General features: G+C 59.3%; 16 protein-coding genes. 9 read left to right on the top strand and 7 right to left on the bottom strand.

Annotation, left to right across the window (positions count from 1 at the left end; all coding sequences use genetic code 11):
- Positions 1 to 18 precede the first annotated feature (18 nt).
- Both ACN2TU_RS07585 and ACN2TU_RS07580 read left to right on the top strand, forming a co-directional pair.
- Positions 19 to 972 (top strand): MBL fold metallo-hydrolase, encoded by a 954-nt coding sequence (locus ACN2TU_RS07585; RefSeq protein ID WP_435154394.1) that lies wholly within the window; start codon positions 19 to 21, stop codon positions 970 to 972.
- Positions 969 to 2678: an adenine deaminase C-terminal domain-containing protein gene (locus ACN2TU_RS07580; RefSeq protein ID WP_435154393.1), complete on the top strand. Its 1710-nt coding sequence runs from the start codon at positions 969 to 971 to the stop codon at positions 2676 to 2678. Before ACN2TU_RS07585 ends, ACN2TU_RS07580 begins: the two co-directional genes overlap by 4 nt.
- Here the strand turns inward: ACN2TU_RS07580 and ACN2TU_RS07575 are convergent, their stop codons facing one another.
- The 3 genes from ACN2TU_RS07575 to ACN2TU_RS07565 form a co-directional block, all read right to left on the bottom strand.
- On the bottom strand, positions 2679 to 2876 hold the full coding sequence (locus ACN2TU_RS07575; protein WP_435154391.1) for a hypothetical protein: 198 nt from the start codon (positions 2874 to 2876) through the stop codon (positions 2679 to 2681).
- Positions 2877 to 2917: 41 nt separating this feature from the next.
- Positions 2918 to 3223 carry a HalOD1 output domain-containing protein gene (locus tag ACN2TU_RS07570; RefSeq protein WP_435154390.1) on the bottom strand — a complete coding sequence of 102 codons (306 nt, stop codon included), beginning with the start codon at positions 3221 to 3223 and terminating at the stop codon, positions 2918 to 2920.
- Positions 3224 to 3331: 108 nt separating this feature from the next.
- Complete coding sequence (locus ACN2TU_RS07565) at positions 3332 to 4000, bottom strand: helix-turn-helix domain-containing protein (protein ID WP_435154389.1); 669 nt, start codon at positions 3998 to 4000, stop codon at positions 3332 to 3334.
- 281 nt (positions 4001 to 4281) lie between these two features.
- Here ACN2TU_RS07565 and ACN2TU_RS07560 point away from each other — a divergent pair, with 281 nt between their 5' ends.
- Positions 4282 to 4461 (top strand): hypothetical protein, encoded by a 180-nt coding sequence (locus tag ACN2TU_RS07560; protein ID WP_435154387.1) that lies wholly within the window; start codon positions 4282 to 4284, stop codon positions 4459 to 4461.
- Between the two features lie 93 nt (positions 4462 to 4554).
- Entirely contained in the window at positions 4555 to 5289 is a 735-nt protein-coding gene (gene psmB, locus ACN2TU_RS07555; RefSeq protein ID WP_435154385.1) for an archaeal proteasome endopeptidase complex subunit beta, read from the top strand.
- A gap of 107 nt (positions 5290 to 5396) precedes the next feature.
- Here the strand turns inward: psmB and ACN2TU_RS07550 are convergent, their stop codons facing one another.
- Positions 5397 to 6920, bottom strand: coding sequence for a glutamate-cysteine ligase family protein (locus ACN2TU_RS07550; protein WP_435154384.1), 1524 nt, complete (start codon positions 6918 to 6920; stop codon positions 5397 to 5399).
- A gap of 174 nt (positions 6921 to 7094) precedes the next feature.
- Between ACN2TU_RS07550 and ligA the strand changes: the two genes are divergently transcribed.
- From ligA to ACN2TU_RS07535, 3 genes are all read left to right on the top strand, one after another.
- On the top strand, positions 7095 to 8741 hold the full coding sequence (ligA, locus tag ACN2TU_RS07545) for an ATP-dependent DNA ligase LigA (protein ID WP_435154382.1): 1647 nt from the start codon (positions 7095 to 7097) through the stop codon (positions 8739 to 8741).
- 599 nt (positions 8742 to 9340) lie between these two features.
- Positions 9341 to 10087, top strand: coding sequence for an MBL fold metallo-hydrolase (locus tag ACN2TU_RS07540; protein WP_435154381.1), 747 nt, complete (start codon positions 9341 to 9343; stop codon positions 10085 to 10087).
- 93 nt (positions 10088 to 10180) lie between these two features.
- Positions 10181 to 11041 carry a zinc ribbon domain-containing protein gene (locus tag ACN2TU_RS07535; RefSeq protein WP_435154380.1) on the top strand — a complete coding sequence of 287 codons (861 nt, stop codon included), beginning with the start codon at positions 10181 to 10183 and terminating at the stop codon, positions 11039 to 11041.
- 3 nt (positions 11042 to 11044) lie between these two features.
- Here ACN2TU_RS07535 and ACN2TU_RS07530 read toward each other — a convergent pair whose 3' ends face one another.
- The 3 genes from ACN2TU_RS07530 to ACN2TU_RS07520 all read right to left on the bottom strand — a co-directional run bounded on the left by ACN2TU_RS07530 (position 11045) and on the right by ACN2TU_RS07520 (position 14833).
- The gene (locus ACN2TU_RS07530; RefSeq protein ID WP_435154379.1) at positions 11045 to 11218 is read right to left on the bottom strand and encodes a hypothetical protein; all 174 of its coding nucleotides are present in this window, start codon (positions 11216 to 11218) and stop codon (positions 11045 to 11047) included.
- Between the two features lie 112 nt (positions 11219 to 11330).
- Positions 11331 to 12419 carry a DNA topoisomerase IV subunit A gene (locus ACN2TU_RS07525; RefSeq protein ID WP_435154378.1) on the bottom strand — a complete coding sequence of 363 codons (1089 nt, stop codon included), beginning with the start codon at positions 12417 to 12419 and terminating at the stop codon, positions 11331 to 11333.
- Positions 12416 to 14833 (bottom strand): DNA topoisomerase VI subunit B, encoded by a 2418-nt coding sequence (locus tag ACN2TU_RS07520; RefSeq protein WP_435154376.1) that lies wholly within the window; start codon positions 14831 to 14833, stop codon positions 12416 to 12418. Before ACN2TU_RS07520 ends, ACN2TU_RS07525 begins: the two co-directional genes overlap by 4 nt.
- Positions 14834 to 15629: 796 nt before the next feature.
- On the opposite strand from ACN2TU_RS07520, the gene gyrB reads away from it, so the two are divergent.
- Both gyrB and gyrA read left to right on the top strand, forming a co-directional pair.
- Entirely contained in the window at positions 15630 to 17546 is a 1917-nt protein-coding gene (gyrB, locus tag ACN2TU_RS07515) for a DNA topoisomerase (ATP-hydrolyzing) subunit B (RefSeq protein WP_435154374.1), read from the top strand.
- Complete coding sequence (gene gyrA / locus ACN2TU_RS07510; RefSeq protein WP_435154373.1) at positions 17543 to 20065, top strand: DNA gyrase subunit A; 2523 nt, start codon at positions 17543 to 17545, stop codon at positions 20063 to 20065. Before gyrB ends, gyrA begins: the two co-directional genes overlap by 4 nt.
- The last annotated feature ends 20 nt before the right edge of the window (positions 20066 to 20085 follow it).

Genomic DNA, 20085 nt, shown 5'->3' with positions numbered 1-20085 from the left:
GGCGAAGAAAGCACGGGTATGTTCACGCGGCTTTCGATTCCGACGCCGTTCCAAATCGGTCCAGTGAACGCCTATCTCGCCGGGCGAACGCTGGTCGATCCGGGGCCGGCGAGCGAAGAGGCATGGACCGCACTGCTCGAGGGGTTAGAGCAACACGGGGTGGGATCGACGGAGATAGAGCACGTACTTGTCACGCATCCGCATCCGGATCATTTCGGACTGGCGGCACGACTTCAAGAAGCGGGCGCACGCGTCATCGCAAGCCCTGACACGGCGGCGATAATCCGCGACTTCGAATCTCGATTGGCGTACGAACAGTCGTACTTCACCGACTTTTTCGACAAGAACGGGATGGCAAAAACGACCGCCAAAACCGTAACCGATCTTCCGGGAGCATACCTTTCGGTCTCTCCCGGCGTCGAAACCGACCTCGAACTCGCAGACGGCGATTCGGTCGAAGTCGCAGGAACCGACCTCACCGCGGAGTCGGTGCAGGGTCACTCCGCCGGCGAGACCATCTTCACCTTCGAAACGGAGGGGGAATCGAAAGCCATCGTCGGCGACCACGTCCTCGCCGACATCACGCCGAACCCGTTCCTACAACCGCCGACCGAAGACGGCGACAGTCGGCCGCGCGTCCTTCCGGCGTTCAACCGCTCCCTTTCCCGACTTCGGGAACGCGAGTTCGACCGTATCCTTCCGGGCCATCGCGAGGAAATCACGGCCGCGACACGGCGAATCGATGAAATTCTGGACGCTCACGAAGCGCGAACAGAGAACGTCCTCGGGCTGGTTGACCGGCCGACAACGGCGTTCGACGTGATGTGCTCGCTGTTCGAAGACCTCCCGGCAACCGAATATTTTTCGGGGATGAGCGAAGCGGTCGGACATCTCGATGTCCTCGAAGAGCGCGGGAAGGTAACGCAACACGAGCAAGGTGGCGTCGTCGTGTACGAGGAGGTGGCCGCATGAACGACCTGCAACCGGTCGCGCTCGGCGACGAACCAGCGGACCTCGTCATTCGAAACGGTCGCGTGCTGCTACCGGAACCCGGCGAGTTCCAAGCCCGTGATGTAGTCATCACGAACAACCGCGTCGCCGCACTGCCGGAGGATGCGACCGATGCCATCGGCGACGACACGAAGGTTATCAACGCGAGCAACCGGGTCGTCTCCCCAGGGTTCATCGATGCCCACACGCACATCGACCTGCATCAGACGTTCGAAAACGCCTACCACTACGCTCTGGAAGGCGGGACGACGACCGTCGTAACGGAAGTAACCGGCTTTGGCCCGGTCTTCGGTCCGGAAGGTGTCGAGCAGTTGCTCGCCGCGACATCGTATCTCCCGATTCGTGTGTATGCCACCGTTCCGCCACAACCGCTCTTCGACACGTTCGGTTCGGCACAGGGCGATGCCGAGGCCCTCACGAATCTGCTCGAAGACGCTCGCATCGTCGGTGTCGGGGAGACCGACTGGATTCACGCGGTCGGTCGCGACACGCCTGCGGAATCCCTGTACGAACACGCAGGACAGGTTGGAAAGACCGTTTCCGGTCACGCCGCAGGCTGTTCCGGCAAGAAACTGCAGGCGTTTGCCTCCATCATCGACGACGACCACGAAGCTATCACCGCCGACGGAATCATAGAGCGCGTCGAAAACGGGATTCACGCCATCGGACGATGCGGGTCGATCCGAGACGACATGGCCGCAGTCGGCGAGGCATACGAGGAAGTCGGGGGCGCCGAAATCTCGCTCTCAACCGACGGAATGTGGCCCCGCGAACTCATCCGAGAGGGGTACATGGACGTGGTCGTCCGCCGAGCAATCGAGGAGGGTGTCCCACCTGCCGACGCGATTCGAATGGCGACGCTCAACCCGGCCCGGCATTTCGGTCTCCAGAACCTCGGTTCGCTCGCACCGGGCAACATCGCCGACGTGGTTCTCATCGATGATTTGGAGACGGTCAACGTCACGACGGTCATCAGCGGCGGTGAAGTCGTCTACAACAATCACGAAACGAGCGTCGCACCTCGCTCCTACGAATATCCGGAACATTTCTACGACAGCGTCAATGTCAGCACCGACCCCGCCCAGTATCGGGTGTCGGCTATCGACGGCCAAGTTCGCGCAATCGAGTACCGCGAAGGATTGCTTTCGGGACAGACGACGGTCACTCCGCCGGTCAAGGACGGCGAACTCGTCGCTGAGCCGGAAGACGAACTGCTGAAAGTCACCTTCCTCGACCGGCATCCGGAGGGCGATGGAACCGGGTTCACTGGCTTCCTCACTGGCTTTGGCGCGTTCGAAGGCGCAGTGGCAACCAGCGTCGTCTGGGAACGGCCGGGCGTGCTGGCGGTCGGAAGTGGCAGCGACCTTCGTCGTGCCGTTACGCACGTCAACGAGATGGGTGGCGGATGGGCAGTCGTGAACGGCGACGAAGTCGTCGCTGAACTACCGACGCGGGTGGCGGGTGTGTGTTCCGACCTCGAAGTCGAGGAGACGGCAAAACTCTACGATGCGGTAGAGAGTGCGCTTCGGAGGCTCGGTTCGGATGTCGAACGACCGATGCTCGCGGTGCAGACGCTCACATTCCCGGGTGTTCCGTCGCTCAAAATGACGCCGTCGGGCTATGCCGACATCTTCGCCTGCGAAGTAGTTGGCTTGGACGTCGAGTAGCTACGGTCTCTCGCCTTCGTGTTCCCGAATCGTTCGAATCTGCTCGTAGGGGAAAAAGTTCCGCCCACCTTTTCGTCGCAACCAAACCCCCGTTTCGAAAAACTCCAGTTTGTCCCCCTCGACCGGCGAAACGATGTTCTGTTCCCCCCCACGCGTGCCGGACGGAACAAGGTACACGTCATACAATGTGTCTGGCATGACACCGACTGTACGCCAAACGTGAGCAAAAGCGTGCTGGCTCAGGAGGGGTCGCAGATGGCAACCCGACCGTCGCGTTCGATGATGACTTCGTATCCCTCGTGCCGAAACTCGACTCGGGCCGGAACGCTATCATCGGACTGTCGGTCGAAAAGGTCTTCCAGCGCATCCGGACTAATACTCTCATAGAGCGGTTCTATTTCGGCAACGGTATCGTCCGACACTTCCGTAATCGCTTCGACGACCGTTTCCGCAACGGGATCGTCGTCGTCGTGTTCCGCCTCGTGGAGGATAATTCTGTCATTTTCGTGTCCTGTTCGGTTCTCGTCGCGTGGCTCTCTACACATTTCGAACACCTTAGTTAAACTGGATTTCCGAGACGGCTGTTCGCATCTGCATATCGTGTTACGTGGTGAACCATGGGTTGATTCCTTGGGGTTTACTAGTTCACATCTTTATGACCCCTCAGATACACCCGACGGTTCTTCGGGGGGGAACAGCGTCGAATCGAGCACTCGCTCCAGTCCCCGTCGAAGCCGACCAGACGCGGCCTGTGGTGAAATGTCGAGCGTCTCCGCGATCTCCGACAGGGACGCTTCGCGGGGGACGCGAAAGTAACCCGATTCGAGCGCCGTAACGAGTGCCTCGCGCTGTTCTTCGGTGAGGTCGTACTGCTGTATCGGGAGGTTAGAGAACGAATAGATTCGACGGACTTCGTACGAAATCGATGCGTCGTCACACGCTTCCCTGAACCGAGTTGTGGTTTCGTGGTCGGGAAACCTGACACGGAACAGCCATCCGTCCCGGTTTCCTTCGGCGTGGAGGAGCGTAGCCCCCTGTTCGGTCAGTATATTATGGATTCCGCCGTCGGCAGACCACTTCGTGCGACAGAGCACACCGTTTTCGGTTTCGCCGAGAGTTTCGATGCTATCGACGAGTGAGTCAGTGACGGTCACGTCAGCAACGGACGCTGGGTCGTCGCCGATTATCCAGAAAAACGGCATCGTCTGCTCACCCGTCGGAACGATGCGCTCCAGTTCGATGCGGATGTCGGGACGGATGGAGAACAACTCTCCGAGGGCGAAGTCGCAAATCGGGAGTCGAAGTTCGACGACAACGTTCACAGTTCGTGATTGGTGTTGTCATGCATCAACCCTTTGGGCCGCGTCGGCCCTCCGAATGCGCACGAGAGGCAGATAATGTCTATAACTTACGCATATTGCCAGCGTTGGGAACCCAGTTCTGACGACGTTTAGCGCTCGAATACGTATTCAGTTGTCTATCGATCAATTTCAATTGAATCGACAGACTGCGTCGAGGTGATAACTAGATACAAATCGTTATGGATTAGATCTTGCATAAAAGCTTATATATCGATGTGGCTCAGGCTGGTTTGAGGTTTCAGATGTTCGCACCGTTACGACGCGCGACGCTGTTTGCCCTGTACCAGATGAGCGTCTTGACCGGAATCCTCCTGCTCCCGGTAGCCGTTATGGCTCGGCGAGTCGGAGTGCCGTTCCCGATGCACCGTATCATGGAGTCCATCGCGAATGCATACGACGAGGCCATAGAACCACGACCGTAACACCGCCCCCTGCGTTTTCACCCGACGTATTGGCACTCTGTCGCACACCCGAAAGGGTTGGTTTTATCAGTGCTGGCGGACTACGGTCGGGTAATGCGTAGCCCAATGCACGACTCCGAATTTTCACGGAATATGGAGCGCTTCGGCAGTGGCCAGACGAATCCGTACGAGCCAGAAATCGGCTCGCTTCCGGAGAATAACTTCTCGCAGGAAGACATGAAAAACGTCAACAAAACTGGGACAACCACCATTGGTCTCACGACGGCCGACGGTGTCGTCATGGCGACGGATATGCGCGCCAGCCTCGGCGGTCGCTTCGTCTCGAACAAAAACGTCCAGAAGGTCGAACAGATTCATCCGACCGCAGCACTCACGATGGCCGGTTCGGTCGGTGGTGCCCAATCGTTCATCCGAACGATGCGAATCGAGTCGAACCTCTACGAATCCCGCCGCGGCGAACAGATGAGCATGCAGGCGCTCTCCACGCTCGCGGGCAACATGCTCCGTGGCGGTCCGTTCTTCATGGTCTCGCCCATTCTCGGTGGCATCGACGAGGAAGGTTCACACGTCTACAGTCTCGACCCCGCAGGTGGCGTCATGTCGGACGATTACACCGTTACAGGAAGCGGGATGCAGCTCGCGTACGGTGTCTTAGAACAGGACTTCGAGGAAGGCCTCTCGAACGAGGAAGCGAAAGTAGTCGCGGCCCGCGGTATCAAAAGCGCCGTCGAACGTGACACGGGCAGCGGAAACGGCGTCTTCCTCGCGGAGATTACCGACGAGGGCGTCACCATCAACGGTCACAAAGACTTCGACGACGTCCTCTAAATCGGGCTGTTTTCTTCACTTCGTTCTTTTCGCAAAGCAGCAACCGCCCTCACCGAAACGTTCTATCAACGGTTCAACTCGCGCCGCTGTACAGGAGTTCTCGACCTTCAGAACTCCGTTTTTCCACGGCCGACCCAGTTCGCAAAGCTTCCGTCGATGAGCGTGTGCATCTGTTTGTCGATGTAGGTACACTGCATTTCGGTGATGGCGTCCTCCAAACTCGCGCCATCTTCGATTCGTTCGCGCACTTCGCGTTTTTTCCACCCGGCGGGCGTGATGCCGTGACGGGCGCGTTGTCGAAGCGGCCAGAGATATTTCGCGGCCTGTTCGTCCGACAAGCCGCGGGCCTGAAGGCCATCTTTCGCGTGAGCAAACAGGTCGGTGTACAGCGCTTCGGTGTCGGTCGTTTCCTTGCCGTCGTTCGTAATCCAGTAGAGGTCTGCGTCGAGTCCCTCGCGCATGGCGGCATAAAAGTTGTCCCGAGCGACGACCCAATCGAGGTGCGTGACCGGATGTTCCCTGCGGAACGTGCTTTCGAGCAGTCCCGCGAAGGCGGCCTGAAACGCGATAGAGTCTCGAACCGTCGGCTGGGCGGCAATCGGCCGGAACTCGATACGGGCGTTTGCGGCGGAGCGAGTGGCACCGCCGAACACCGGTCGAACCCACCGCCAGTACGTGCCGTGTTTCAAACGGAAGTGGGCGAACTCATCGTCGAATCGGTCGGAGCGGGACACCGGCATCGGGACGATGGTTCGGTCGTCCGCGATGTTATCGACGGCATCCTCCGTCGATTCGAAGTCCTCGGGGAACCTAACCTTCCCGGGGTCGTGTGCGTTCAGCACCGACTCGAACACGCCGATTCGGTTCTCCATCCACGCCTCGTCCACGATTTCTTCCGGCGGCGCGTCATCGTACAGATCCGGCGGGAAAAACGGCGAATTGACACCGAGTGCCAGCAACGGGGCCGCGATTCGTATCGCGTAGCGGAAATACGCCGGAAGGTCACGAGCCTGTGGCACCTGGTAATGTGGCTGGATAGAGGTGATAAGGCTCTCGGGCATCACCGTGTCCGCCGACTGCGAGACGTGTGGTGCATCGAGTTCCATCCCGACTTCGGCTTCGGAGTTCGCCATCGCGTGATACCGAACCGAGTCGCTCATGTTCGACGCGATTCGCGTCCCATCGTCCTCGATGCTATCGGTGAGATATCCGCGTGCCGTTTCGCCCTCGGGCGGAATCGTCCAGAGACCGTCGCTGACGAGAAGCATCTTCTCGGCGGTCGCTCGGTCTTCGGCCGCCGAAAGACGAGCTTTCACCTCGTCTTCCTGTGCGGCCAGTCCGTACTCGTTCAGCGGTTGGGGACTGGTGGACATCTCGGCGTTGTGCAGGCCGAGTTCCTTCTCGAACCCGATGAGTTCCAGCAGTCGGCGCGGAACGCGAGCGAGGGCGTTCGTCTCCCTATCGACGGCGTAGAACTCGTATTCGAACCCGACGATCGCTTGCGGGTTGTCGAACGTTCCATACGAAAGCTCCTGTTTGATGACCTCTGCGTCCTCTTCGACGCGAGTTTGGAACTCCTCGCGGTCAACCGTGAGCACGTCTGTTACCTGCGACGCAAGGTCGTCTGTCATGCGCTGAGATGGGCGTGCCAATGGCTTCAATCCACGGGCTTCGTTGCCGTCGTTCGTTCCGGTTTGCCGTCTTCGTTCATAAGATATCGGAAGAGTAAAACGAGTGTTTGAGCCACAACCTCACCGGAAATCGAAAGCCGTGGCTTTAACTCCGGTTACAGGCAAGCGTCGGTAATGGAGTTCGCGGAGTTCGCGGAACGGGCCGGTGAAATCGAGGAGTTGAGTGCCGACACCGACATTATCGAAGCCGTCACGGATCTCCTCGCGTCGGCGAACGACGACCTCGAAGTACTCGCCCGATTCGTGCAGGGACGAGTGTTTCCGGCTTGGGACTCGACGACCCTCGATATCGGCCCGAACCTCTGCTACACTGCCATCGCCCACGCCGCGGGGCAGAACGTCTCGGCGGACGACGTGGAAGACCGACTCGCCGAGCTGGGCGACATCGGCGCGGTCGCAGCAAGTTACGATTTCGGCGGTCAGCAGGGGTTGGCCGCCTTCGGAGCAGGGCCGGAGAAATTGACCGTCGCCGAAGTCGCGGACGAACTCGAAACGCTGGCCCACACCGAGGGGGCGGGCAGTCAGGACACGAAAATCGACATCCTGTTCGGGCTACTCAACCGCACCAGCTCGAAGGAAGCGCGCTATCTCGCCCGCCTCGTCCTCTCGGAGATGCGAATCGGCGTCGGCGAGGGGGCGGTTCGGGACGCCATCGCGGATGCCTTCGACGTGCCTGTCAAGGCGACCGAACGCGCCCTTCAGGTATCGAACGACTACGGCAGGGTCGCCCGAGTCGCCCGCGACTCGGGCGAATCCGGACTTGACGAATTGCAACTCGAAGTCGGCAGACCGGTGCAGGCAATGCTTGCGCAGGCGGGCACCGTCACGGACGCGCTGGATGACTGGGTGAACGTGGGAGTCGAATGGAAGTTCGACGGCGCGCGGGTGCAAATCCACTACGACGGTGACGAGGTTCGCGTCTTCTCGCGCAACATGGAGGAGGTGACGGACGCATTACCGGAAATCGTGGAGTACACGCACGAGAACCTCGAAGCGCCCGCAATAGTTGACGGGGAAATCGTCGCGATGGACGACGGCGAACCCCTCCCGTTTCAGGAAGTCCTCAGGCGGTTCCGGCGAAAGCACGACGTGGCCCGTGCTCGCGAGGAGGTAGCAGTCGAACTTCGAGCCTTCGACTGCCTGCACGCTGATAACAAGGACTTGCTGACCGCACCGCTCACCGAACGCCACGACCGATTACAGTCGATTCTGTCCGGCGGTGTGTCCGCGCTTACCGTCACCGACGACGCAGACGAAATCGCCGCCATCGAAGCGAACGCGCTCGATGCGGGCCACGAGGGAATCATGCTCAAAAACCCCGAATCGACGTACTCGCCGGGACGTCGCGGGAAGAACTGGCTCAAGCGTAAACCCGACGTGGAAACCCTCGACCTCGTCGTGACCGGCGCGGAGTGGGGTGAAGGACGACGGGCGAGTTTCCTCGGTACCTTCCTGCTCTCGCCCCGAGAAGAGAACGGCGAGTTTGAAACCCTCGGCAAGGTTGCAACCGGAATCACGGACGAAGAACTGGCCGAACTGACCGAACTGCTTGAACCGCACATTGCGACACAGGACGGACAAATCGTCGATATTTCGCCGGAAATCGTCTTCGAAGTCGGCTACGAGGAGATTCAGCAGTCGCCGACCTACTCGGCGGGCTACGCCCTTCGGTTCCCGCGGTTCCTCGGCGTTCGTGACGACAAATCCCCGGCGGATGCGGATTCGTTGGAACGAGTGGAGCGACTCGCGGAATCGCAATAAGAGGTTTGCAGAGTCTGACTCATTTCGTAAAGAGGTGAACCAGTTTCAGTACCGAACTGGAGAGAAATCGTTTCTGGGGGGACGATAGCTATTGCCGACTCCAATGAACCCCGCCGCCTCCGCAGGCTCACGGTTTCACCGTTCGCTATCGAGGTTGCACTGCGACCTCGTAGGCCACATCCTCCCCAACCGACTCCCGCCACTGACTCCGTTCGTTTTGGTCGTCCCTCGCGCGGCTTCAGCGATGAGCTTTCGGGCGGTATGCCCTCCGACTCACGCCAGCGCGCACCAACCTGATTGACTCGATTCGATGAGTTTGAATTAGCCGTGTGGCGCGCGCGTTGGGAGGCCTTCAGGACGCCCTCAGGCCTCCGGACTATCACGCGAGGTCTTCCTGAACGAAGTGAAGGAATGGCTCGTCAGAGCAAGCTCTGATGGTGGATGACTGAGCTCCTGCAAAGAGTCGTTCGAAAGGGGTTCTTTCGAACCAACACCGCGCTATAACCCGTATCAAAACGGCTGTGCATACAAACTCATGAAAACCCTTCTCCAGCCTGTTGCCCGAACCCTTTTGTTCGAAAACAACCCTATCGACGAGTATGACGGTTCGACACGACGAGTTGACGGTAAATTGGTTCGGCTACGCAACGGTGCGACTCGAAACCGCGGACGGCTTCGTCGCCTACATCGACCCTGGACGGTACGGCGTGCTGACGGGCGATTGGGAACCTGACAGTCCGGACGTGGGTCATCCGGAACCGGTCGATTACCGGGCACAGGACGGGGATGCAGTCTTCGTCTCGCACAACCACCATTATGACTCGGATGGCATCGAGCGCATTGCGAGCGAGGACGCGACCGTCGTGGTCTACGAGGGTGTGGATGCTGACGATATCGACCGCGACGTGAAACCCGTAGACGATCTTTCCTACGACGTAACGCGAATCGGCGAGGAAGACCACCTGACGGTCGGCGACTGCGAAGTTTGGTCGCTTCCGGCCTACAACGAACCGGACGGCCCACACACACAGGCGAACGGCGACCCCTTCCATCCGAAGGGGTTCGGCGTCGGGTTCCTGCTTTCGGTGGGCGGAACCACCGTGTTCTGGCCCGGTGATTCCGACACGCTGGCGGGCCATCGGGAGCTCGAAGTCTCGCTTTTCGTCCCGCCAATCGGTGGGAGTTTCACGATGGACAGACACGAATCGGCAGAGTTGGCAGCGGCGCTCGATCCCGACCTCGTGGTTCCGATTCATTACAACACGTTTTCCGCACTCGAAACGGACTCCGGGGCGTTCGTAGAGGACGTGGAAAGTCGAGGCGTCTCGGTTGAACTGGACGAGTAGCGCTACCATACGGCCACAGTTCGCGATTCGTTCACCCTACTACATCGTTCATCCCAACACAATCTACTTGGTAGATCGCGAACACGTTTCACTATGGGTTCCCGAAGTTCCTCCAACTTCTGCTCACGATGCGGTTCAACGCTCACCCCTGGTTCGTCGTTCTGTTCGCAGTGCGGAACTGCGGTCGGACTCGGTTCCAAGCCCGGATTTGGCGCCACATCCGAGTTCGACTTCGGGTCGGAGCTGGGACGCGACCGCTCGTCCTTCCGCCGCCGCATCGAAGACCTTTCGGTCGAAGGGTGGGATGTAAAACACGATTACGGCGACCGCGTGGTAATGATAAATCGCGGCTTCGGGTCGATTCCGATTCACATCGTCCTGCTCATGTTTACGAGCGGTGTTGGTAACCTCTTCTACGCTTGGTACAGTTACTCCCCGGGTGCCGACCGCGTCGAACTCCGTGCGGATGGGTCGGAGGAGTACATGGCCGAGGACAGCTTTTCGACCAACTGGACGCTCCGGAGCGCGGCGAGTTTCATCCTCGCCTCGGCACTCGGGGTCTTCATCACCGTGTTCGGCCTCCTCGTCCTCTGGACGACGATGGGTCTCATCGAAACTGCATTCGGTGTCACCTTTCTCCTGCTGGGTCTGCTTTCGCTCCTGCTCGCGCCCCAACACATCCCCGGTTTCAAATCGCCGACGATGTTCGGCAACGTTCGTTCCACGGACGAGAAAATCATCTCGGATCCGACGGTTCCCTGTACCGCCTGTTCCGCGCCGGTCGGAACCGGCGTCAAGCGAACCTTCAGCAAGAAGCGATACGTAGCCGGAATTCCGGTAGAAACGGTGAACGAAGGGAAAAACCGGTACTGTCGGTCGTGTGCTCGCGGTAACGTGCGAAGCGCCGAAAACGAGTTCGATGCCGAGTTCGATTTCGAATCCGAGTACGCATAACGATCAATCCGAAATACCGCCGTGCAGTGCATCCGCGACGGCGATTACGGCGAGACCGACTGCGGCGACTCCTGCGAGTTTGGCGAGGAACGGATTCGAAACGTTCGTCGAATAGTTGGTGAGCGCCCAAACCACCGCGAAAATCATTGCACCCATACCGGTCAGCTTCAAGTTCATCCATCGTCCCATCGGTGCTATCTAGTATGTACTCGGGGGATATGATAACGACTGTCGTTTCGGAATGATTTACTCTTTCGATGGCCAAAACGGAAGGGGGGTTCGAAGTCGCTTAGATGATTCCCATCTCGCTGAGTCGCTCCGGGAGATAGGTTTCGGTTACGAAGTCCAGTCCGTGTGAGGCGAGCGCCTGCTGTTCGGACTTCTTCTCGATATCGAGTTGGAGTTCGATCTGCTCTTTCCAGTAGTCGGTCTGGTAGCGCGGATCTTCGAGTTCGCTTTCGAGCGCGTTTTTGTCGGAATCGCTGAGTGGGTCAGTCGGCAGGTCGTACTCCACGATGTCCGCCGGTTGAATGCCGATGAACTTCGCATCGGGCGTCGCGAGGTAGTCGCTCAGATGCGCGCTTTTGATGGAACCGTAGGCGACGGATCCATAAATTCGGTAACTCCACGGGTCACCGTCAGTGAAGACGGTGACTGGTAGATCGAGTTCCTGGTGGAGTCGCCGCGTGATGCGCCGCGTCGCGCGTGCTGGCTGCCCTTTCAGGTGAACGATGAGCGCGTTGTGTTCGTCGTCGAAGCCGTTTTCGACGAGACGGTCGCGCATACCACCGGTCTCGACACAGAGGATGAAATCCGCGTCGTGGTCGAGAAATTCGATGGTGTCCGGGTTGTTCGGAATCTGGTAGCCACCTTCGCCCACGTCCTCCTGACAGTGGATGTCGCGCTCACCGCGTCTGGTCTGTTCTCGGAGGTGAAGCGGTCCCATGAGGGTCGCACCGGATTCCTCCGGTCGCATGTGGAAATCCTCGCGGGTTACATCCGAGACGATTTCCAAATCCTCGATGAGCTGGTTCGACTCGTCCTGGTCGGAGAACTGTGCTTCCTTCGCGTCCCACGATTCCGAGAGGTAGTACAGCTCACGAAGGGTCGAAGAGCGGTCTTCTTCCAACTGATTCGAGAGGAAGTCGATGGTGTACACCGCCTTCAGCAGTTTTCGTGCCCCGCGGACGCTGTTGGCGCTCCGGGTGCTCTTTCGGTCGCCGTACACCCAGACGCGCTCGTCTTCGTCGTACTCGATGTTGCTCTTCGTTCGGGTCGGGATGGACATCTCTGGAATCCGCCCGCCCGCGAACTGGTCGTAGAACTCCGCGGCGAGGTCGATGAGTTTCGCCTGTGCGTCGTCGTTGTCTGCGCTCATGTGTTGTTGGTCAGTCGTTCGTCTTCGATTCCCTCGACCGTCACCCGGTCGAACGATACGTCGTCGGTGATCTGGTACGTGAGTACGGCTTCATCACCGCTCTCGACGGTCGGTTCCCACGTCACGAACCACTCGTCGTCCATCTCGACGGCGCTCGCACCGTCGGAGAGGTTTTCAGGCTTGGTCGCCACGATTTCGGTCAGTTTCGGTGACTCGTTCGTTCCGGAGTGGTTCTCCACGATCAGCGAGACTGTCCCGTCCTCGATTTCGCGTTCGACGAGCACGTTGTTCATGATACGCGCCAGCGAGTCGCCGATGTCGAGGTCGTCCCGGCCAGTTACGTCCGAAAGTTTTTCGGCCATCTCGGGGAGGATGGTCGCGATGACGCTCTGTTTCTTCTGGCGCTTCTTGAGCGACTGGCGCTTGTTGAGGTAGGATTTGAGTTCGCGTGCCGCCTCGCGAATTGCCAACTCGATTTCGTCCTCGATAGATGGAACGTTCGCAATCGCGTCCTTCGACTCGCTCGTGAACGGGACGTTGGTCGAAGCCACGTGAATCATGATGACGACCGGCCCGTTCGGAACGCCGCGCCCACCGGGTTGGTCTAAGTTGTAATTCCGCCAGCCGATGGATTTGACCACGTCCGTCGTCGCACATGCACCTCGCTGGTAGACGAGGGGAACGCGGTTGGCGAATCGGAGGAGTTCCGCGGAGCCTTCGGCTTGCAGTTCGCCGCCGTAGGCGATACCCGCCTCCACGATGAACGGGTCGCCGCCGTGAACGTCGGCGTCGCGGGTCGCCGCGGCGTAGAAGTCGGCGTCGTACTCCTTTCTGAGTCCGGCCTCCACGAGGTTCGAGGTGATGGGGGACAGACAGTTCGTCGGCGGCGAGATGATGTCCGTCACCTTCATCGCATCGAGGAGTTCGCTCGCGGTGTCACGGCTGTCGGCGACGGCTTTCACGTTGGGAACCTCGTCCGGTACGGTCACCATCGCGCTCCAAATCGCGTCGAAGACGTTCTCGCGGGCCGTCTCGCCGATGGTGGCGTCCTCGCGCTCCTCGGTCATATCTGCGGCGCGACTGACGTACTCTTGAAGTCGCTTCTCCGTCGCGCGGTCGTTGCCGTCCTCGCTCTCGAACTTCGCGGCGATTCGTTCGGCGAGGGCACGAACCGTTTCGTCGTCCTTGCGGGTGCTCGTTGCCGAGTCCACGAGTTCATACAGGTCGGTCACTCGGTCGTTCGTAATGGCGCTCCACGCCGCACCGACGGCGTTTTGCTGTACCGTCTCGCCGAACGACGTGCCGAAGTCCGCTTCGGTTTCCTCGGCGGCGAGGCGGACGACTGCGCGAACCTGGTGGTGTGCGATTCGGTCGCTCTCGTCGATTTTCTCGGCGACCTGCTCGGCGAACGCGGCAGTGGCCTCGGCACCTTTGTTCGCGACCGCGTTTTCGACCGCCGTTTTTAGGTCCACTTCTTCGTGCGCCTGCGGCGCTCTCCACGCGGCTTCCCGGCCGAAATGTCGGTCGCGGAAGTTTTCGAGGACGTTCTCCGCCGTTTTCTTGCCAACCCGTGTGAACTCGGTTTGGAGGAACCCTGAGACGCTGTGTGAGTCGGTCTGGGCAAGCATTTTGAGAAGTGTCCCGAGTTCGACGCCGTGTGGGTGTGGACGGATTTCCTCGGTTTCAGCGGGGATGTCTGCACCCTCCGCGCGCTCGAAGACGAACTCCTCGCCGTCTTCCATCCCCGGTTCCTCGAAGACGATTTTCGCGTGCGGGTTGACGACCGCGGTGTGTTTGATGTACCGGATGAGTTGCTGGCGGGCGCGCATGTTCGCCTCCATTTCGAGTTCGATGCGCGTCCCGTGCGTGCCGACGAGTTCCCGGCCGATGGGCGGGGTATCGGATTCGGTCTGAATCTCCGGTTCGTTCTCGTCGGTGTTGATGATGAGTTCGAAGTATCGTTGTCGGTCGCTCCCCTTGGGTCTGCTCGTGATTTTCGCGGGTTTCCCGCTGGTCAACTGCGAGTAGAGGACGGCGGCCGAAATCCCGATACCCTGCTGTCCGCGGGATTGTTCGCGCTTGTGGAAGCGCGACCCGTAGAGCAGTTTGCCGAACACTTTCGGAATCTGCTCGCGGGTAATCCCCGGCCCCTCGTCCTCGACGATGAGGCGGTAGTAGTCGCCGACCTCCTCGATTTTGACGCGGACGAACGGCTTCAATCGGGCCTCTTCGGAGGCGTCGAGGGCGTTGTCAACGGCCTCCTTGACCGCGGTGACCAACCCCCGGGCACCGCTGTCGAACCCGAGCATATGCTTGTTCTTCTCGAAGAACTCGGCAATGGAGATCTGTCGCTGGCTTTCGGCCAACTCTTCGGCGATCCCCTCGTCGCCGAGCGTAGACTGCATCGAAGGCATTCTTCGCCAGTATTTATCGGCGGGGACGTTAAAACTGCCCCGATGGGGCGGAGTGAAAGTGAAAGTGAAAGTGAAAGTGGTCGTACGGCGGTCGAACCCTCTCGATGACGACGTTTCCCGTCGAGTGCAGGGTGAAAGAACTCAGTATCTGCCCACTCGTAGGTAGCAAATACGTTGACAATTGCCACTTCGAATGTGAGTATGTCTACCAACTCACGACGCTCATTTCTTCGAGGAATATCGACCGTTCCGATATTCGCCGGTGGAAGCGGCTGTACAGCACTTACCGCAGACGATGCTACGCTCAAATTTGTCAACAGCTACATGTATGAACAGAAAGCAACGTTTTAGGTCCGCCATGGGACTGAACGAAGCAATAGAGAATCAGTTCGCCTCTCTCCCGGTGAGGAGCGCATCTTCGACCACTCTTTGAAACGCGGAAACGCCGTCGTCGTGGAGAAGGAAAACAATTCGTTGTCATTCGACTTTCAACGGAGGGTCTGTCTCGACCCTGAACAGGAAATAAACATCGGCGTACTTATCGGTGGCGGATGGGGTTGCTAGCCGAATTTAGTTCCACGATTACCGACGAGCATTGGGAACGTTAGCGACGGAAATGGGTACCTTCAACTGCCGCGAAGGCAACCGATTCTCGTACCGTTTCGTTTCGATGAAACGTAGTCAGTCACGTTCACCTACCGGTTCGTCTCGGAGTCTGGCGCGTTATTTCAACCGTCTCATGCGCGCGCGTGCGTGACCTTTATCAGTGGGGGGCGTCTACGATAAATCAGAATTTATGAGCGACGGAAATGAGTATAGCGCCGGGCAGATACAGGTTCTCGAAGGGCTTCAGGCCGTTCGAAAACGCCCGGCAATGTATGTCGGTTCTACCGACACTCGTGGGTTACACCACCTCGTCTTCGAAGTGGTTGACAACTCCATCGACGAGGCGTTGGCCGGGTACTGTGATACGATTGGCGTGACGATTCACGAGGACGACTCCGTCAGCATTTCGGACGACGGACGTGGGATTCCGGTCGACCACCACGAGGAGTACGACATGCCCGCCCTCGAAGTCATCCTGACTGTCCTTCACGCGGGCGGCAAATTCGACAACAAATCGTATCAGGTCTCCGGTGGCCTCCACGGCGTCGGTATTTCCGTGGTAAACGCCCTCTCCGGCAGGCTCGAAGTCGAAGTGAAACGCGACGGCGGCGTCTGGCAACAGGAGTTCGAACGCGGCGAACCCGACGGAGAGATGGAACGCGTTCGTGACCTCAAAACCGATGAGGAAACGGGAACCGAAATCCGATTCTGGCCCGACGCGGACATCTTCGAGACGACCGAGTTCAACTACTCGACGCTCGAAAACCGCCTGCGCGAACTCGCCTTCCTCAACTCCGGCGTCGAAATCGACCTCACCGACGAACGCGACAACGAGAAAGGCGATACGTTCCACTACGACGGTGGTATCCGCGAGTTCGTGGAGTATCTGAACGAGACGAAAACGTCGCTTCACAACGAGGTCATCTACTTCGAAGACGAGACGGACAACATCCAAGTCGAAGTGGCGATGCAGGCCACCGACGAACTGCAAGGGTCGATTCACGCCTTTGCCAACAACATCAACACCCGCGAAGGTGGCTCGCATCTGACCGGGTTCAAAACCGCACTTACCCGAGTCGTCAACGACTACGCGAACGGCAACGACCTGCTCGGCGACATCGAGGAGAACCTTCGCGGGGAAGACATCCGCGAGGGACTCACGGCGGTCATTTCGGTCAAACATCCAGACCCGCAGTTCGAAGGACAGACGAAAACGAAACTCGGAAACAGCGAAGTCCGAGGAATCGTCGAAAGTGCGGTTCACGAAGGCCTGTCGGTGTACTTTGAAGAACATCCGGACACGGCACAGGCTATCATCCGGAAGGCCGTCGAGGCTGCCAAAGCCCGGAAAGCCGCGAAGAAGGCAGAAGAACTCACCCGTCGAAAGAGCGCGCTCGAATCGAGCGCGCTCCCCGGAAAACTCGCGGACTGCCAGTCGCGTGACCCGACCGAATCCGAACTGTTCGTCGTGGAGGGCGACTCCGCAGGCGGGTCGGCAAAACAGGCCCGCGACCGCAAGTTCCAGGCCATCCTCCCGCTGTTCGGCAAAGTGCTGAACGTCGAGAAACATCGCCTCGACCGTGTGCTCGAAAACGAGAAGATTCGGGATTTCATCACCGCAATCGGTTCCGGCGTCGGCGAGGAGTTCGACATCGAAGAGACGCGCTACCACAAAATCATCATCATGACTGACGCGGACGTGGACGGCGCGCACATCCGGACGCTCTACCTGACGCTTCTCTACAGGTACATGAAACCGCTGTTGGAAGCGGGCTACGTCTACGCGGCCCAACCGCCGCTCTACCGCGTCCGCTACCGCGGCAAGACGTACGACGCGATGACGGAGGAAGAACGCGACCGAATCATCGAGGAGAAATGTGACGGTAATCCTTCGCAGGTTCAACGGTTCAAAGGACTCGGCGAGATGAACCCCGAGCAGTTGTGGGAGACGACGATGAACCCCGAAAACCGCATCCTGAAACAGATCACCATCGAGGACGCCGCGGCCGCGGACAAGATGTTCTCGGTGCTAATGGGTGATGCGGTCGGGCCACGAAAACAGTTCATTCAAGACCACGCCAGCGAGGCGGAGTGGGTTGACATATGAGTTCGGAAACACCTGACACACCAGACGTACCAGACGAAGTCGCAGAGCGCGTCCAGACCGTCCGCGTCGAGGACGAGATGGAACAGAGCTACATCGATTACGCGATGTCCGTCATCGCGGGGCGTGCCCTCCCGGACGTTCGTGATGGCCTCAAGCCGGTCCACCGACGTATCCTCTACGCGATGCATCGCAGCAGCGTGACCAGTGGCGCGGCCCACCGCAAATCTTCGAACATCGTCGGGGACACGATGGGTGACTTCCACCCGCACGGCGACCAATCCATCTATGACGCCCTCGCACGCATGGCCCAAGAGTTCTCGATGCGCAACCCGCTCATCGACGGGCAGGGGAACTTCGGGAGCGTGGACGGTGACCCACCGGCGGCGATGCGTTACACGGAGGCGCGAATGGCCTCCATCGCCGAGGAAATGCTCGACGACATCGAGATGGATACGGTGGATTTCAAATCCAACTACGACGACCGGTTGCAGGAACCGGAAGTCTTGCCCTCTGCGGTGCCGAACCTCCTCGTCAATGGGTCGTCAGGTATCGCGGTCGGGATGTCCACGAACATCCCGCCGCACAACCTCGGCGAGGTAATCGACGCGACGGTCGAACTCATCGACAACCCCCAAGCGACCGTCGAAGACCTGATGGAGTATGTCAAAGGACCCGACTTCCCGACCGGCGCGAACATCGTCGGTCGAAACGACATCCATCAGGCGTACAAAACCGGCCGCGGTCGGCTCCGCATCCGCGCCGAGTACGAGGTCGAAGACGACCGAATCGTCATCACGGAACTCCCGTTCCAGACGAACAAGGCGCGACTCATCGAGCGAATCGCCAACCTAGTCAACGACGGCACCATCGAGGGCATTCGCGATCTGCGCGACGAATCTGACCGCGACGGAATCCGTGTCGTCATCGAACTCAAACAGAACGCGATTCCGGAGGTCGTCGAGAACCAACTGCTCGACCACCATCTCGAACGAACCTTCAGCATCATCTCGCTCGCGCTGGTCGATGGCCAACCGAAAGTGCTGACGCTGAAGGAACTACTCCAGCATTACATCGACCACCGTCGAGATGTGGTTCGGCGTCGGAGCGAGTACGAACTCGACGAGGCCGAAGAACGCGCACACATCCTCGAAGGGCGACTGCGCGCGCTCGACCACATCGACGACGTGGTCGAACTCATCCGCGGTTCGGACGACCGAGACGGCGCACGGACGGGCTTGCAGGAGACCTTCGATTTCTCCGAGAAACAGGCCGAACACATCGTTCGGATGCAACTCGGCAGCCTCACGTCGCTCGAATCCGAGGAAATCGAGGAGGAATACGAAGGCGTCACCGCACGCATCGAGCGTCTCAAAACCATCCTCGGCGACGAGTCGGAACTGCTTGCCGTCGTCAAGGAGGAACTGCAGGAGATGCGCGAGGAGTACGCCGACGACCGACGGACGAAAATCGTCGAGGACACCTCGGAGGTCACCCGTGAAGACCTCATCGCCGAGGAGGACGTGTTCGTCGTCGTCACCGAGGACGATTATGTCAAGCGCATGCCCGTCGCCAACTTCGACGCGCAAGGGCGGGGCGGCAAGGGTATCATCGGCGCGGACGTGAAGGAGGGCGACAAGATTTCGAAGGTGTTCCGCGCGAACACCCACGATTACCTGCTCTGTTTCACGAATCACGGGCAGGTCTACCGCCTGAAAACCTACGAAATTCCGGAGATGTCGCGAACGGCGCGAGGAAAATCCGCGATTAACCTCATCGACCTGGACAGGGGCGAGGACATCACCGCGGTCGTCACGACCGACGAGTTCGAAGACGACGAATGCCTGAGCATGATCACCCGACAGGGATACGTCAAACGTACCGCCGCTGAGGAGTTCGAAAACATCCTCTCGACGGGCATCATCGCGGCACGACTCGAAGACGGCGATGAACTCGTGGACGTGGCGGTCACGAACGGCACGAAAGACCTCCTCGTTGGGACGAAAAACGGCATGACGATTCGATTCGACGAGACGGAAGCCCGCGAAATGGGTCGCAACGCCCGCGGTGTCCGTGGTATCAACCTCGGAGGCGACGACGAAGTCGTCGGCATGGTTGCCTCCGATGGCGAAGTTCGTGACCTGCTCACCGTCACACGCCGCGGCTACGGGAAACGAACCCGGCTCTCGGAATATCGCTCCCAATCCCGTAACGGGAAGGGACTCATCGACATCAAAACCGGCGAGCGAAACGGGTCGGTCACGTCGCTCAAAAGTGTCGCCGAGGACGACGAACTCGTGTTGATGAGCGAGGCCGGACAGATCATGCGCATCCGCGCCGAGGACATCTCGGAAGTCGGCCGCAACACGATGGGCGTCACCGTGATGGACGTTGCGTCGGATGACCGCGTGGCGAGCGTCGACGTGATTCCGAGTCGAGTCGCTGACGAGGAAGCCGCCGAAGCGAAGGATGTGGACGAAAACGATGTCGAAGTCGTAGACGCGGAAGTCAGCGAAGAGTAACGACGACCCGGAAACTTGCC

This window comes from Haladaptatus marinus (genome assembly GCF_051194195.1).
Note: the sequence above shows the minus strand (reverse complement) of the source record. Positions and strands in the feature narration are given on the sequence as shown.